This window comes from Bacteroidota bacterium (assembly GCA_017303905.1).
Taxonomy (GTDB): Bacteria; Bacteroidota; Bacteroidia; order B-17B0; family Aurantibacillaceae; genus JAHEYG01.
Genome location: JAFLBH010000001.1, coordinates 573018 through 588473, shown reverse-complemented (window position 1 = coordinate 588473; position 15456 = coordinate 573018). Strand labels below are relative to the sequence as shown.

Genomic DNA, 15456 nt, shown 5'->3' with positions numbered 1-15456 from the left:
CTTTTTCATACAATAATTAGAGGGCTTTAACGTATATTTGTTACTCTTGTAATGAATATGCTTAAAGCCTTTTTTACGCGTCTTTGTCTTTCGGCACTTGTAACTGTTGTTTTAAGCGCCTGTAATAATACAGGCTTTGTAGTAAGTGATTTTGCGGTATTAGAAAATTACAGCACTAAACTTAACGATACGCTTTACCAAATCAATGCTGATTTATCGGATGCGGTTCTTAATGGGATTGAAATCCCTTCAAAATCTCAAACCGCGAATGGCTATTTTAACTTCTCTTTTAAAGTAAAAAACAACTCGTCTGATGTAAAAAAATACTACTACAAAATATTTTATCAGAACAGTAGTTACAAATTCAACGATACTACAGATTTTGCCTCCGAGAATTTTTACGGAAGCTGGACAAATAGTGTTTATACCTTTAAGGCAACAAAAATTCTTTTTCCCGGTGAAGAAGTATTGGTAAGGGATAGCTTTAAAATAGAAGGAAACCCACGAAACGAAAAATTATATTTTGGTGCTGATCCACAAAAATATTTAGCATTGGATGATTCCATAAAGTCCAAAATGGAATTTATCAAAAAAGTCCCTGCCTGGATGAAAAACATTGCTGTAAAAGCCAAAGAAGAAGAAACAAGTGTAGAAGAGCAAATTTATTTAAATGCTTTATGGGGAATTGGTGACGAAAAGCAAAGATCAAAAGCTGTAAACAATCGCTTTAAGCGTAACCCTCGTATGGGAATTTATGATTTTATGTTGGTGGTTACATCACCTGAAGACATCGGTAAAATACCAATGGAAGTGCGCGATGTTCAAATAAAAAACAAAGACGGAAAATATATAAATCCATTTGGGTATTTTTTATATAAAGGCAAAACTGAATTAAACAACACAACCGTTCTTGTTTCAGAAAAAAAACTACAAGTGAAGGCCGTCATGGATTTAGGTTCCGGCATTTATGTTGACAAGCTCTCTATTAACAAGTCGAAATTCTCTACTGAGAATTACACTTCAAGTTGTAATGAAAGCCATGAACTTTATAACAAAGCTCAATTTAAACAGTACTTCCATAATATCGATAAAGACTTTACGGTTTATAATGTGCCCGAAATTCGAGACGTTACCGGGGAAAACTTTACAAAGGCAGAGTATGAAGATTTCACAAAAAAATATCAAACAAAGGAATCACGGGCAAAAATGTTTGTAAGCACCAGCGATTGTCCTTGTAAAACCGTAAACAGTGATGCTAAATCGAAAAAACTTAGCATGACTGTTCCTGCAGTACAACCCGGACAATGGAGAAAGGAACATGTGGGTTTGTCTTCACGAATTGGATTTACGTATGGTAAATTCAGAGCTAAAATAAAATTTCCGGAAATGCTAAGTAAAGACAATGTGTGGAATGGAATAACAAACGCATTTTGGTTATTATTTCAGGAAGATGCCGAATGGAATAAACGCCGAGATTGTAATGCCGAAATCGCTTACATTCCCAAATCTGAACCCGACAATAATGAAGCTCTTAAACATTCAAAAAAATCAATCAGTTACTCCGAAATTGATTTTGAAATAGTGAAAGAATCACAGTACTGGCCGCAAACATCATATGCCAATTCTAATTCTAAATACAAAACCGATAATGCATACAACAATAATGAAATAATGGTAACCTGTACAAATTGGGACATGGCTTGCCATGAACCTAAAGAGTTTAATATCGGTGCAAAAGATTATACTGTAGATGGGAAAACATATACATTACATCGCTGGAATCATTATTACAAAGCCTTGTCGGTAAAAACTGCCGCCATTCATGACGAAATTTTTAAAGCTCCCTATTATTATTTTGAAATAGACTGGCAGCCTGAAAAAATCATTTGGAAAATCGGACCCGAAAAAGATAAGTTGAGAGTGATATGTGTAATGGATAAAAACGTGAGTGCTATTCCAAATAATCAAATGATGATTATGTTTACACAAGAATGGCATAATGAAGAGTGGTGGCCAACCGCACCTTACAAACAAAATTTTATACCTTTCCCTAAGAAAGACATAATAGGAGAAATTTTAGAATTAGAAATTGAATAAATATGGTATTTAGCAGCGTTATATTTTTAGTTTACTTCCTACCGATTTTTTTGACGATTTATTTTTTGGTTCCCAAATCGTTCAAAAATCCGGTATTACTATTGTCGAGTATTTTCTTTTATGCCTGGGGGGCTCCATTATTTATATTTGCCATTCTATTAACCACAACAGTTGATTTTTATTTTGTAAAACTGCTTAATAATGCAGCGGATGATAAAAAACGAAAATTATGGCTTATTCTTTCTTTAAGCTTAAACGTTGGGATGTTATTCTACTTTAAGTATTGTAACTTTTTTATAGAAAATGTGAATACAATTTTAAATGCCGCAGGGATGCAAGAAGTCAGTTGGACCAAAGTTGTTTTACCTATTGGGATTTCCTTTTATACATTTGAAAGTATTACTTATGTTGTGGATGTTTATCGTCGTTTACACAAACCATTAGATAATTTTTGGCAATACCAGCTTTATATTATTTGCTTTCCTAAACTTATCGCGGGGCCAATCATTCGATATCATGAAATCTCAGATCAAATTGCCGACAGAAGCGCGAACGATACCATTGACAATAAACTAACAGGGTTTTACAGATTTTGTCTCGGGCTTGGTAAAAAAGTATTAATTGCCAACGTTATGGCAGCTAAAGCGGATGAAATTTTTAATATGCCACCCACCGAACTCACCACTTCATTAGCGTGGCTCGGCATGTTGGCTTACACCTTCCAGATTTATTTTGATTTCAGTGGCTACAGTGATATGGCGCTTGGGATTGGTAAAATGATTGGATTTAAATTTCCCGAGAACTTTGACAATCCATACACATCACAAAGCATTACTGAGTTTTGGCGGAGATGGCATATGACATTAGGAAGCTGGATGAAAAGCTATTTATACATCCCGCTTGGAGGAAATAAAGTGGAAAGCAAAAAGCGTTTATACTTTAATCTATGGCTAGTGTTTTTAGCATCGGGCTTCTGGCATGGCGCAGCATGGACCTTCATTATTTGGGGAATATACCACGGCTTTTGGTTAGTACTTGAAAGAATGTTTCTTGCAGATGTTTACAAAAAAATCGGGAAATTGGCTTCCACGCTAATTTGTTTTGTGTTAGTAGCTATCGGATGGGTATTTTTCAGAGCTGACACAACAGCCGGCGCGTTTAATTTTGTGCAACAGCTATTCACTTTCAATTTTAGTATGCCGCCACACTTCGTTGACAATGAATTTACGTTTTACTTTGGTCTAGCAATTGTGTTTTCTTTTTTCGCGAGCTTTAGATTCGGGCAAATCATTCAAAATAAAGTTTACTATTCTTACTACGGAAACTTGGGGAATTTACTAGCGACAGTAGTAGCGATAAGTCTATTTACTTTATCGTTAGCGTCAATTACTTCATCCGGATTTAATCCATTTATTTATTTCAGGTTCTAGAGTGATATTACAGAAACGCATATTTAATCTTCTATTATTGACTGGCATTCTGTTTGCCTTGTTTCTGCCATTATTACAATCTGTTTTCAAACTTAAAAAAACCATTAAGCCGCTTAAAGGCGCTTTCGTTGAAGTAAAAGAAACAGAATTAAATTCGACATCATGGTTGAATGGCAATTTTCAAAAAGCAGAAGAAGATTACCTCAACCAGAACTTTGGATTTAGAAATTATTATGTGCGCTTAAATAACCAGGTAGATTATTCCTTGTTTAATAAAGCTAATGTTGATAAGGTAGTCGTGGGAAAAGGTGGGTTTTTATACGAAAGTAATTACATCACATCTTACTATGGTCAAAATTTTGTAGGCAAAGAACTTTTAGAGGAGAAATTCAAAAAACTGAAAGACCTTCAAGATCTCTTTAAAGAATTAAAAATTACACTTGCGGTTATTTTTGCGCCTGGAAAAGCCACCTTTTATCCCGAATTTATTCCTGACGATTGGCAAGAAACTAAAAAACTGAATAATTACGAATACTCTGTTGAACTCTGTAAAAAACTTGATATTGATTACATTGACTTAAACGCTTGGTTTTTGAAGTTAAAAAATATAACACCATATGATTTATATCCGAAAACCGGTATTCACTGGAGTAATTATGGCGCATTAATTTCATTTGACACGCTGACCAGACATCTTGAAAACCGAAGTAAACTAAATCTAAAAAATTTCAACATTGCTAATATTGCCTTTTCAAATGATTTAATCGCTCCTGATGATGATATCGGCATTGCTATGAATCTCTTTAAAAATGTACAACCCTTGCCTATGCCATATGCCAAATATGAATGGACTGAAGACAGTACTTTTGTAAAACCAAACGCTTTGTTTATTGGCGATAGCTATTTCTGGAATCTGTATTATGAGGGATTAATTAACAACGTATTTAATGAAGCTAAATTCTGGTATTATAACCAAACTGTACATCCTGAATCAGAACCTCAACGCGACGTTAATAAACTTAATCTGATTGAAGAAATCAAAAAGCAAAAAATAGTTGCTATAATGGCTACAGACTGTAACATTCATGATTTCGGTTGGAACTTTATTGAACAGGCACACAACGCGCTAAAAAACGAAATGCGAAATGTAATACGACGAAAAGCATACGTTCAAAATATCATTGAAGATATTCTTGAAACACCTTCATGGTTAAATGCAGTAAAACTTAAAGCAGCTGAAAAAAATATTAGCATTGAAGAAATGACAAAACTCGATGCTATATATGTATATGAAACTGACTATTGCAGACCGGAAGTTATTGAGTTAACCGAAAAAAATAAGCTTCGTATTTTAGGGACACCTGAATGGCTCAAACAAATCAAAGTAAAAGCGAAAGAAAAAGGTATTTCGTTTGAAGAAATGCTAGAGCTTGATGCAAAGTACATTTTCACCAATGAACAAAGAGAGTTTTTGGATAAACAATAGTTACAAAAGAGAATGAGCAACGAAAAGGAATTTTTAAATAATACAAATAAAACCAGCAGCCTCTTTAAAAGAATGTTGTTGGTTCTTATTTTGATTCCTTTCGCGTTTGTTTACTGGCAACAATTTAATCCTTGTTTTACATTTACCCCATTAAAAGGATATTTCATTCCCAAAGTATATTACGAATTAACTAGCGAAGAATGGTTTAACGGTAAATACCAACAAACAACAGATGATTATGTGAAAGAAGAATTCGGCTTCAGGAATTTTTTGGTTAGACTTCACAACCAAATCGGTTTCTGGCTCTTTAAAAAGGCCTATGCTGAAAAAGTGATAGTGGGAAAAGAAAACTATCTATACGAAACAGGCTACATCGATGCGCTGAATGGGGTGTTTTTTATGGGTCATCCCGCACTGAATGATACCGTTGCAAAAATAAAACAACTTAATACCGAATTAGAAGTGCTTGGGAAAAAAATGCTCATAGTTCTCGCGCCTAGCAAGGCAAGAATATATCCTGAGTACATTCCTGACAATTATAGATTACCCAAAGTTGAAAACACGAACTATGATTTTTACAAGGAAGCTTTAAAATCCGCGGGAATAAATCACATTGACTTCAATGCTATATTTCTGAATAAAAAGAAAACTACAAAACATTTATTGTTTCCTCAGCTTGGTGTTCACTGGAGTCGATTGGAGGCTATATATGCAGCTGATACAATCTTTAAACACTTGTCTTATTTAGGACAATGTAATTTACCGAATATTGAAATACTTAAAATTGAAGAAAAAGATTCGTTAGAGTCGCCCGACGACGATATGATTTTAAGTCTTAATTTATTAAAGTGGCCTCATTACAAAAAAATGGCTTACCCCACCCTAGTAGTTAATCAAAGAAATAAAGACAAAAAAAGCTGTATGGTGATTTCAGACAGTTTTTGGTGGGACATTTTTTCCAGAGGATTACCTAACCAGGTTTTTGAAAATAATGAATTCTGGTATTATTTAACTGAAATAAGAAGTACATCTTTTCTGCACAAAAAAATAATTCATGAAATTGATATTAGACGTCATTTGCTTCAAAATGATTTCATTTTAATTGTTTGCACTGAAAGTAATTTAAGCAGACTAGGATTTGGTTTTTTTCAAACAGCTCTAAATGCACTTCATAATAAAATAGAGCCTACTGCAAAAGAACTAAAGGAAATAATTAACGTCATTAAAAATAGTGGTCAGTGGATGAAAGATATTGAGCGAAAAGCTAAAGAAAATAAAATCAGCGTCGATTCTATGTTAGTTTTAGATGCGCATTGGTATTTTCAAAACAAAGGCCCGATAAACAATGGTATCACGATTGAAGAAGTTATTGAATCCGTATACAACAATCCAACCTGGTTAAACTCCATTAAGGAAAAGGCCGAGAAAAATAAAATTAGCGTGGACTCAATGGTTAAATTAGACGCTGCCTGGTTCATGATTCATGAACTTAATTCTCCTGAAAAGGCAAAAAAATACTTAACACTGAATGCAGTAAAAGAAATAATTCGAAAGAACAAAACCTGGTTTAAAGAAGTAGAAGATAAGTCTAAATCAAAAAAAATCAGTGTAGACTCTATGCTCACCCTTGATGCATTGTGGTATTTAAATACGCAATAGAAAATTGAGTTTACGGATTTTGAAATATTCAGCATTCATTTTATTATTCCTTTCTTTGTTATATATCTCTTCCTTAAATAAGGAAAATTACAAAACGGGTAGTTATAACTCCACTCTATTTGTTGATCCGGCAGGATACAATGTTTATTTACCCGCCACATTTCAGTACGGATTTGAAAATAATTTTCCTGATAATATGGATCACATTGTTGCATATGGCTTTACCCTTGGAGAAAACAAAAAAGTAATTACCAAGTTTACTTACGGAGTCGCCCTTTTACAAAGCCCTTTTTACGTTATAGGTTTAGGGATATGCAAAATGTTTAGCATTCCCAATACAGGTTACTCGCCGGTTAATCACCTTATAGTAGATATTGCCGGAATTTTTTATGCCTGTTTAGGTCTTTTGCTTCTAGTGAAGTTGCTCATGCATTTTTATCCTATCAATGTTTCCATCATATGTGGACTAATTGTTTTTACTGGAACTAACACATTTTACTATGCTTCTATTCAACCCGGAATGTCACATGCCTATTCTTTCTTTTTAATTACGGCCTCACTATATGCAATTTATATGTATTCAATAATGAACCAAGTCAAATATTACTTGGCATTATCATTCTGCTTCTTATTAATTGTACTAATTCGGCCTATCAATATAATTTACATATTGCCCATCATTGCTTTTAATGTTTCGGGTTTGCGCGAATTAAAAAATCGTATTAAACTTCTTTTTACCGTTAATAATATAGTTGCTACTTCTTTGATTGCTACAATTATTTTTACCCCCCAATTGTTGTATTGGAAATTTGCATATGGAAAATTTATTGCTGATTCATACAAGGAGGAGACCTTTTCCTTTTTAACAGATCCCAAAATAACTGAATTTCTATTTTCACCACACAATGGTTTACTAACTTATAGTCCTCTTTATCTGATTTTACTTTCAATTACACTGTTACTCTTCACAAGAAAAAAACTCATGTACGCCTCTATTTTATTAGTTGTAATTAATATAACTTATTTGAGTGCATCTTGGCATGTTTTCTTTTTTGGGTGTGGGTTTGGAGCAAGAAATTTTGTTGAACTAAGTTGCTTACTTTCCTTCCCGCTAGCCGAGTTTTTTTTAACAAATAAAAGTCGTTTGGCGAAACCATTTCTTATTGGATTAATCATAGTATCCGTTTTTTGTAATTTAAAACTTATGTATGCGTGGGATACTTGCTTTTGGGGTAAAGATGATTGGGACTGGAGAGAATACAGGTATCTTCTGCATCAAAAATCCTTGACTATTAATCACAATTTAGATGAAGTTGATCCTAATAAAATAGAATTGATTGAAGGGAAAAAAGCTTATAAAATCGATTCCCTTGAACTTTATTCCGCCGGCATTTTCTTCATTCCAAATAAATTAACTAAAGGTTATTTTAAAAGCGCCACTATTTCAGTTGAATTGAAACCCTTATCAGAAACTTTTGGTGCGCAATTAGTATGTATGGGCGACCTCAATGATTCAACTGTGTTTTATAATTCAACAACTTTTACACTCACAAAAAACAAATGGCAAAAAATTGAACTTAAAAGTAAGTTACATTATAACAATAGAGCTGATTATAGAATCAAAGCCTTTATTTTGAACGACAAAAAGGAAGAATACCTCTTTAGAAATTTGAAGGTTGAGCTTGAGTAGTGAACCTTTCCCCTTCCCGTTTGTTTAACATATATTATCAACCGCTACATGCTAAATTCTTCTATAATAACGTTTTAAGCATTAGTATTTTAGTAGTATATTTGTAATAATGGAATTTGTTAAAGGATCAGGAGTACTTCCGGGGCCACTTTTAGGCTCAATCAATAGTCCGGATGATCTTAAAAAATTAAGAGAAGACCAGCTCGAACAGTTTTGTAACGAGCTCCGCCAATTCATTATCGATATTGTATCGGTTAAAGGCGGGCATTTCGGCGCTTCCCTTGGCGTGGTTGAACTAACCGCTGCTATCCATTATATCTTCAACACACCTTACGATCAATTGGTTTGGGATGTAGGCCACCAGGCATACGGACATAAAATTATTACCGGCCGCCGCGATATTTTTCACACCAACCGAATTTATAAAGGCATCAGTGGTTTCCCTAAACGCAGCGAAAGTGAGTACGATACTTTTGGGGTTGGACACTCCTCTACTTCCATAAGCGCAGCTCTGGGAATGGCGGTTGCTTCAAAATATCAAGGCTTGCACGATAAACATCACATCGCTGTAATTGGTGATGGTGCCATGACTGGCGGGATGGCCTTCGAAGCTTTAAATCACGCCGGCGTTGAACACGCTAATTTATTAGTGGTTCTAAATGATAATTGTATGAGCATCGACCCAAATGTTGGTGCTTTAAAAGAATACTTGACCGATATCACCACCTCTCATACTTACAACCACGTGAAGGATGAAGTGTGGAATATGCTTGGGAAACTCAGTAATTTTGGAAAGAGCGCTCAGGAGATTGTTTCTAAAGTGCAATCCTCCATTAAAACATCTCTCCTTAAACAAAGTAATTTATTTGAGTCGCTGCAGTTCCGTTATTTCGGTCCGGTTGACGGACACGATGTTGTGCGTTTAACGAAAGTTCTCAATGATTTAAAAGATATTCCCGGTCCTAAAATACTGCATGTACTTACCAAAAAAGGGAAAGGTTACAAGTTTTCTGAAGAAGGCAACGAAACTGTTTGGCATGCGCCGGGTTTGTTTAACAAAGAAACCGGAGAGATTATTAAAGTTGTTCCGAAAGAACCTCAGCCACCGAAATATCAAGATGTATTTGGTCATACCATTGTTGAATTAGCAGAGAAAAATCCTAAAGTAATGGGTATTACTCCTGCTATGCCATCTGGTTGTTCCTTAAACATCATGATGAAGGCAATGCCCGACAGAGCTTTCGACGTAGGTATTGCCGAACAACATGCAGTTACTTTCAGCGCCGGATTAGCTACACAAGGATTAATTCCTTTCTGTAATATTTATTCGTCTTTCATGCAACGTGCCTACGATCAGGTGGTGCATGATGTGGCTTTACAAAAATTAAAAGTGGTGTTTTGTCTCGATCGCGGAGGAATTGCCGGAGCAGACGGACCAACCCATCACGGGGCTTTTGATATCGCTTATTTCCGTTGTATTCCGAATATGATTGTGAGTGCGCCAATGAACGAAGAGGAACTTCGTAATTTGATGTACACCGCTCAATTGGATGAAACACCGGGAAGCTTCAGCATCCGTTATCCGAGAGGAAGTGGTGTGATGATTGACTGGAAAACACCATTCAAGAAATTAGAAATTGGAAAAGGAAGAAAAATAAAAGATGGTAAAGATGTTGCCATTCTTTCATTCGGCCATCCGGGTAACTTAGTAACAAAAGCGATTACGGAATTAGAAAAAGAAAATATTTCTCCGGCGCATTATGACTTGCGTTTTGCAAAGCCTATCGATGAAGCCATGCTGCATGAAGTTTTTAGTCGCTACAAAAAAATTATTACGGTAGAAGACGGAACGATTGTTGGCGGAATTGGCTCAGCAGTTCTTGAATTCATGTCAGATAACGGTTATCAGGCACAGGTAAAACGCTTAGGAATTCCAGATAATTTTATCGAGCACGGTGAGCAAAATGAATTGTACGAAGAGTGCGGTTTTTCGCCTAAGCAAATTGCTAAAACAGTTATTGAACTAATCTCCGAAAAAGCTAAATCTTTGGTTTCTTAAACCAAAAACGGATTGTTTTCTCTCTCAAATCCTATCGTTGTAGCAGGTCCGTGACCGTTATAAACTTTCACGTCATCTCCTAACGGAAATAATTTTTGCTTAATAGAACGGATTAATGTGTCATAATTTCCTCCCGGCAAATCGGTACGTCCAATACTTCCATAAAACAAAACATCCCCGCAAATGATGAAATTGTTTTCTTTATTGTAAAAAGTAATACTTCCAGGTGAATGCCCGGGTGTAAACAACATTTCAAACACTGTATTACCAAATTTAATTTGTTCGCCTTCATTCAAAAATTTTTCCGGTAAGGGTGATTCTTCACAAGGTAATCCGTACATCATGGCAATAGAAACATGCTTTTGTACCAGCGGAACATCATGCTCATTCACTTCAGGTAACAACTTATAAGTGTCGTAAATGAATCGATTTCCCGCAATATGGTCGATATGACCATGCGTCAACAGCAATCGTTTTAACTTCAAATTTTTATCGGCAAGGAAATTTTTTACTTGTTGATGCTCGGTAGTTGACGTGTTTCCCGGATCAATAATCACAGCATCATCGGTCTCATCCCACAATATATAAGTGTTCTCCTGAAAAGGTCCGAATGTAAAAGTTTTAATGTTTAACATAACAGCACAAAGATGCTGATTTTTCCACGGCCGGGAAGCTTGACGTTTAGGTGCGTTTAGTTAAATAGCGCTTCCGTGTATTAAATATCTGTTTTTCAGTATTTTAAGTTTACGTTTTGGCGTCTTTTTATGCAATAAATTAACGATATTTACGTTCCTTAATAATAAATGAAAAAAGCCGTTTTTATACTCTTATTTCTGGTGTTGGGCATAAGCCTTTTCGCACAGCGCAGCCGCAGAAATTTCAGACAGCATGAAATCGGTATTTTTTTAGGAGGTTCTTACTATACAGGTGATTTAAATCCGAAGCGTCATTTCTTTTTAATGAAGCCTGCCGTTGGATTATTTTATCGTTTTACGCCAAATTATCGTTACGCTTTCAGAGCAGGTTTTAATACCGGAACGATTATGGGTGATGATTCTCAGAGTGAAGATTCGGATCAGCGTCGTCGTAATCTGAATTTCAAATCACGGATAAATGAATTCTACGCGCAAGCAGAATTTAATTTTCTCGAATACAGAATCAGCAACGATAAATACAAATTTTCGATTTTTTTATTCGCGGGTATTGATGTTTTTAATTTCAATCCGCAAGGAAACTTAGGCGGCGGACAATGGGAAAATCTTCGTCCCTTACGCACCGAAGGACAAACCAAGAAATATAAATTATGGCAAGTGGGCGTTCCGTTTGGTATTGGGGTAAAAGTGAATGTATCGAAATGGATTGGTTTGGGATTAGAATGGGGGCCGCGTAAAACCTTCACGGATTATCTTGATGATGTAAGCAAAACTTACCCTAATCTAAACATAAATCCCCCAAATGGCGCACTGGGATTAGCCTACTCCAATCGCTCCTTAGACGGAGGAGATTTAACGAATTCTCAGAGGGGCAACCCCCGTACTAAAGATTGGTTTTACTTCTTTGGTTTAACCTTAAACATCAAAATTCAGTTTAAGCCTGAACCTTGCTATCAGTCGGGAATGTAATTATCATAAAATATATTAAAAACCTCTTTTATCTCTATATATTACCTCTTAAAATAAGCTTTTTACGCGTTTTTTGTTAAATTTGCCTCCTTCTGAAACTCAATCATGAGCCTTGATAAAGATAAAGTACCTCAACACATTGCCATCATTATGGATGGTAACGGACGTTGGGCTAAGCAACAAGGCGAAGACCGAATCTTCGGACATCATGAAGGTGTAAATTCGGTAAGAGAAATTGTTGAAGCTGCCGCAGAAGTTGGCGTGAAATATTTAACGCTCTATGCATTCAGCACCGAAAACTGGAATCGTCCGAAAGAAGAAGTAGATGCTTTGATGGAACTTTTGGTTGCTACCATAAGCATGGAAACTCCGCAATTAAACAAGAACGGCGTGAAGCTCGAAGCAATTGGCAATTTAAAAAGTTTGCCGAAAGGTTGCTATGATGAGTTGCAACAATCCATTGAAATAACAAAAAACAATACACGTTTAACTTTAGTGCTTGCTTTAAGCTATTCTTCCAAATGGGAAATTATTGAAGCGGTTAAACAATTGGCAACCGAAGTAAAAGAAGGTAAAACAGCGATTGATGCGATTGACGAAAATTCAATTGCGCAACATTTGTGTACCAAAAAATATCCCGATCCTGAGTTAATGATTCGTACCAGTGGCGAACATCGCATCAGTAATTTTTTATTGTGGCAACTCGCTTACGCGGAATTTTATTTTACCGACACTTTGTGGCCTGACTTCAGAAAAAAAGAATTTTTCGATGCCATTAAAAGTTATCAATCGCGTGAAAGAAGATTTGGTAAAACCAGCGAACAAATTAAAAACGAAATTAAATGAAGCAAGGCATAATTTTCTTTACACTCCTATGCCTATGCATTTTCAATTCAGGCGCACAAACCGATTCGGTTCGTGTTGCTGATTATACAGCGCCTCAAAAATACACCATTGGAGGTATTGAAGTTAGTGGCGCTAATTTTACCGATAAAAATGTAGTTCGCCTACTTTCCGGCTTAATTGTTGGAGAAACTATTCAAATTCCCGGCGATAAAATTACCGATGCCATTAAAGCATTATGGAAACAAAGTTTGTTTGAAGATATTGAGATTTACCAAGAGAAAGTTATTGGCAACGATGTTTTTCTTCGTATACATGTAACTGAGCGTCCACGTTTATCAAAATTTGCTTTTCGCGGTAAGGTGAAGAAAAATGAAGCCGATGAGATTCGCGGAAAAATTCGCCTCGTAAAAGAGAAAGTAATTACTGATTACTCGTTAGGCTTTGTCAAAAATACCGTTCGCGATTATTATGTGAACAAAGGTTTTTATAATGTAAAAGTGAATGTAAGTCAGGAGGCGGATAAATTAACCAAAACACCTCACACTATTCTCTACATTAACGTTGATAAAGGGAAAAAAGTAAGAATTAAAAATTTAAAATTCCATGGCAACGAAGTTCTCGCAGACTGGAAACTTCGTCGTAAAATGGAAGACAGTAAACCTTTCCGTATATACAATCCGTTTAACTCCGGAAAATACCACGAAGACAACCTACAAAAAGATTTGCCGGCCGTTCTTGCAAAATATAACAGTAAGGGATATCGTGATGCGCGTATTGTAAAAGACACAACCTACTTCGTAAGTAAAAAACGTGTTAATATTGATGTTTACATTGAAGAGGGTCACAAGTTTTATTTCGGTACATTCAAGTGGTTTGGCAATACAAAATACCGTAGCGGACAACTTGATACGATCTTAAACATCAAGAAAGGTGATGTGTTTGATCAAAGTCAGTTAGACGCAAAGTTAAACATGAACCCTAACGGTTACGACATCTCCTCCTTATACATGGATGACGGTTATTTGTTTTTCCAGGTGAATGCACAAGAAGCAAACATCCACAACGACACCATCGACTTTAACATTCAGATGTATGAAGGCAAGCAAGCCATCATTAACAAAGTTACCGTAAGTGGAAATGACAAAACCAATGATCACGTAATTTACAGAGAGATTCGCTCAAGGCCCGGACAATTATTCCGTCGTTCAGATATTATGCGTACTGTGCGTGAATTATCACAATTAGGTTATTTTGACCCTGAGAAAATGAATCCGGTTCCGAAGCCTAATCCTGCAGACGGAACCGTTGATATTGATTACGCGGTGGAAGAAAAACCAAATGATCAAATCACTCTTTCCGGTGGCTGGGGTGGTGGACGCGTTATTGGAACCTTAGGGGTAACCTTCAACAATTTTTCGATGAGAAATTTCTTGAAGAAGGATGCCTGGAGACCATTACCTACAGGCGACGGACAACGTTTAAGTGTACAGGCGCAAACAAACGGATTATTCTACCAGTCGTATAACATTTCATTTACTGAACCTTGGTTAGGTGGTAAAAAACCAAACTCTCTAACGGTTTCCGCCTTCCACTCTTCTTTTTCTAATGGTGAAAAGAAAAAAATTAAACAAGGCGATATCAAAATAGATAATCCAAATCGTAGTGTGATGAATATTATTGGAGGGTCCATTGGTTTTGGACGCCGCTTAAAATGGCCGGATGATTATTTCCAAATGTATTCCAGCTTCAGTTATAACTACTACGACTTATACAAATATCCTTACTTCATTCTAACTACAGGTTATGCGAACGATTTCAACGTAAGCATGAATATTTCGCGTAGCTCAGTGGATGCTCCAATTTATCCGAAGAACGGATCTAATTTTGTTGTACACGGTCAGTGGACGCCACCATACTCAAGTTTCAACGGTAAAAACTACAGTGATTTATCATCACAGGAACGTTACAAATTCATCGAGTATCAGAAATATAAATTTACTGCAGAATGGTTTACGCAGTTAACCAATAAGCGCGCGGCCGAAGGTAAAGAAGCCAGAAATTTAGTACTAAGAACAAAAATTGGATTTGGTTTCTTAACCTATTACAACAAAGAAGTAGGTTTCTCGCCATTTGAGCGTTTCTATTTAGGAGGAAGCGGATTAAGCGGTTATCAAAACTTTGTTGCACGAGAAATCATTGCGCTTCGCGGATATACCGATAACTCATTATCATCAGCGGCCGGCGACCCAATTGCCTCACGTTATACAATGGAATTACGTTTCCCTGTTACTTTAAATCCGCAAGCAACCATTTTCGTTTTAGGTTTTGCTGAGGCAGGAAATTCATGGCAAAGCTTTAAACAGTACAATCCGTTTAATGTAAAACGCAGCGCCGGATTTGGATTAAGAGTGTTTTTACCAATGTTTGGATTATTAGGAGTGGATTATGGTTGGGGCTTTGACAATGTGCCGGGTAATCCTGGAATTGGAAACGGTAAAGGACAGTTCCACTTTACGATTGGAGGACAATTGGGCGAGATGTAATGTAAAAATGTTAATTTAAGGATA

At 36.0% G+C, this 15456-nt stretch carries 10 protein-coding genes; 9 read left to right on the top strand and 1 reads right to left on the bottom strand.

Translation table 11 applies throughout. The features are described from left to right. Positions 1 to 51 precede the first annotated feature (51 nt). The 6 genes from J0L69_02455 (at position 52) to J0L69_02430 (ending at position 10421) form a co-directional block, all read left to right on the top strand. A complete protein-coding gene (locus J0L69_02455) occupies positions 52 to 2097 on the top strand; it encodes a hypothetical protein (GenBank protein ID MBN8692024.1) in 2046 nt (681 codons plus the stop codon). A 2-nt stretch (positions 2098 to 2099) separates the two neighbouring features. Then, a complete protein-coding gene (locus tag J0L69_02450) occupies positions 2100 to 3527 on the top strand; it encodes an MBOAT family protein (GenBank protein MBN8692023.1) in 1428 nt (475 codons plus the stop codon). Between the two features lie 37 nt (positions 3528 to 3564). Next, a complete protein-coding gene (locus tag J0L69_02445) occupies positions 3565 to 5013 on the top strand; it encodes a hypothetical protein (protein ID MBN8692022.1) in 1449 nt (482 codons plus the stop codon). Between the two features lie 12 nt (positions 5014 to 5025). Continuing rightward, positions 5026 to 6672 carry a hypothetical protein gene (locus tag J0L69_02440; GenBank protein MBN8692021.1) on the top strand — a complete coding sequence of 549 codons (1647 nt, stop codon included), beginning with the start codon at positions 5026 to 5028 and terminating at the stop codon, positions 6670 to 6672. Positions 6673 to 6868: 196 nt separating this feature from the next. Then, entirely contained in the window at positions 6869 to 8362 is a 1494-nt protein-coding gene (locus J0L69_02435) for a hypothetical protein (GenBank protein MBN8692020.1), read from the top strand. Between the two features lie 109 nt (positions 8363 to 8471). Further along, positions 8472 to 10421 (top strand): 1-deoxy-D-xylulose-5-phosphate synthase, encoded by a 1950-nt coding sequence (locus J0L69_02430; protein ID MBN8692019.1) that lies wholly within the window; start codon positions 8472 to 8474, stop codon positions 10419 to 10421. Here J0L69_02430 and J0L69_02425 read toward each other — a convergent pair. Continuing rightward, positions 10418 to 11056 (bottom strand): MBL fold metallo-hydrolase, encoded by a 639-nt coding sequence (locus tag J0L69_02425; GenBank protein ID MBN8692018.1) that lies wholly within the window; start codon positions 11054 to 11056, stop codon positions 10418 to 10420. The genes J0L69_02430 and J0L69_02425 overlap by 4 nt on opposite strands. Before the next feature lie 168 nt (positions 11057 to 11224). Between J0L69_02425 and J0L69_02420 the strand changes: the two genes are divergently transcribed. The 3 genes from J0L69_02420 (at position 11225) to bamA (ending at position 15432) form a co-directional block, all read left to right on the top strand. Then, positions 11225 to 12043, top strand: a complete 819-nt coding sequence (locus J0L69_02420; protein MBN8692017.1) for a hypothetical protein — start codon at positions 11225 to 11227, stop codon at positions 12041 to 12043. A 105-nt stretch (positions 12044 to 12148) separates the two neighbouring features. Beyond that, positions 12149 to 12889: an isoprenyl transferase gene (locus J0L69_02415; GenBank protein MBN8692016.1), complete on the top strand. Its 741-nt coding sequence runs from the start codon at positions 12149 to 12151 to the stop codon at positions 12887 to 12889. Then, positions 12886 to 15432 carry an outer membrane protein assembly factor BamA gene (gene bamA / locus J0L69_02410; GenBank protein ID MBN8692015.1) on the top strand — a complete coding sequence of 849 codons (2547 nt, stop codon included), beginning with the start codon at positions 12886 to 12888 and terminating at the stop codon, positions 15430 to 15432. Before J0L69_02415 ends, bamA begins: the two co-directional genes overlap by 4 nt. Positions 15433 to 15456: the final 24 nt, after the last annotated feature.

What these genes read in the sequence shown, in the direction of transcription:
- J0L69_02420 (MBN8692017.1), top strand. Translation starts at nt 11,225, where the DNA reads ATGAAAAAAGCCGTTTTTATACTCTTATTTCTGGTGTTGGGCATAAGC.
- J0L69_02450 (MBN8692023.1), top strand. Translation starts at nt 2,100, where the DNA reads ATGGTATTTAGCAGCGTTATATTTTTAGTTTACTTCCTACCGATTTTT.
- J0L69_02415 (MBN8692016.1), top strand. Translation starts at nt 12,149, where the DNA reads ATGAGCCTTGATAAAGATAAAGTACCTCAACACATTGCCATCATTATG.
- J0L69_02440 (MBN8692021.1), top strand. Translation starts at nt 5,026, where the DNA reads ATGAGCAACGAAAAGGAATTTTTAAATAATACAAATAAAACCAGCAGC.
- J0L69_02430 (MBN8692019.1), top strand. Translation starts at nt 8,472, where the DNA reads ATGGAATTTGTTAAAGGATCAGGAGTACTTCCGGGGCCACTTTTAGGC.
- J0L69_02425 (MBN8692018.1), bottom strand. Translation starts at nt 11,056, where the DNA reads ATGTTAAACATTAAAACTTTTACATTCGGACCTTTTCAGGAGAACACT.
- J0L69_02435 (MBN8692020.1), top strand. Translation starts at nt 6,869, where the DNA reads ATGGATCACATTGTTGCATATGGCTTTACCCTTGGAGAAAACAAAAAA.
- J0L69_02455 (MBN8692024.1), top strand. Translation starts at nt 52, where the DNA reads ATGAATATGCTTAAAGCCTTTTTTACGCGTCTTTGTCTTTCGGCACTT.
- bamA (MBN8692015.1), top strand. Translation starts at nt 12,886, where the DNA reads ATGAAGCAAGGCATAATTTTCTTTACACTCCTATGCCTATGCATTTTC.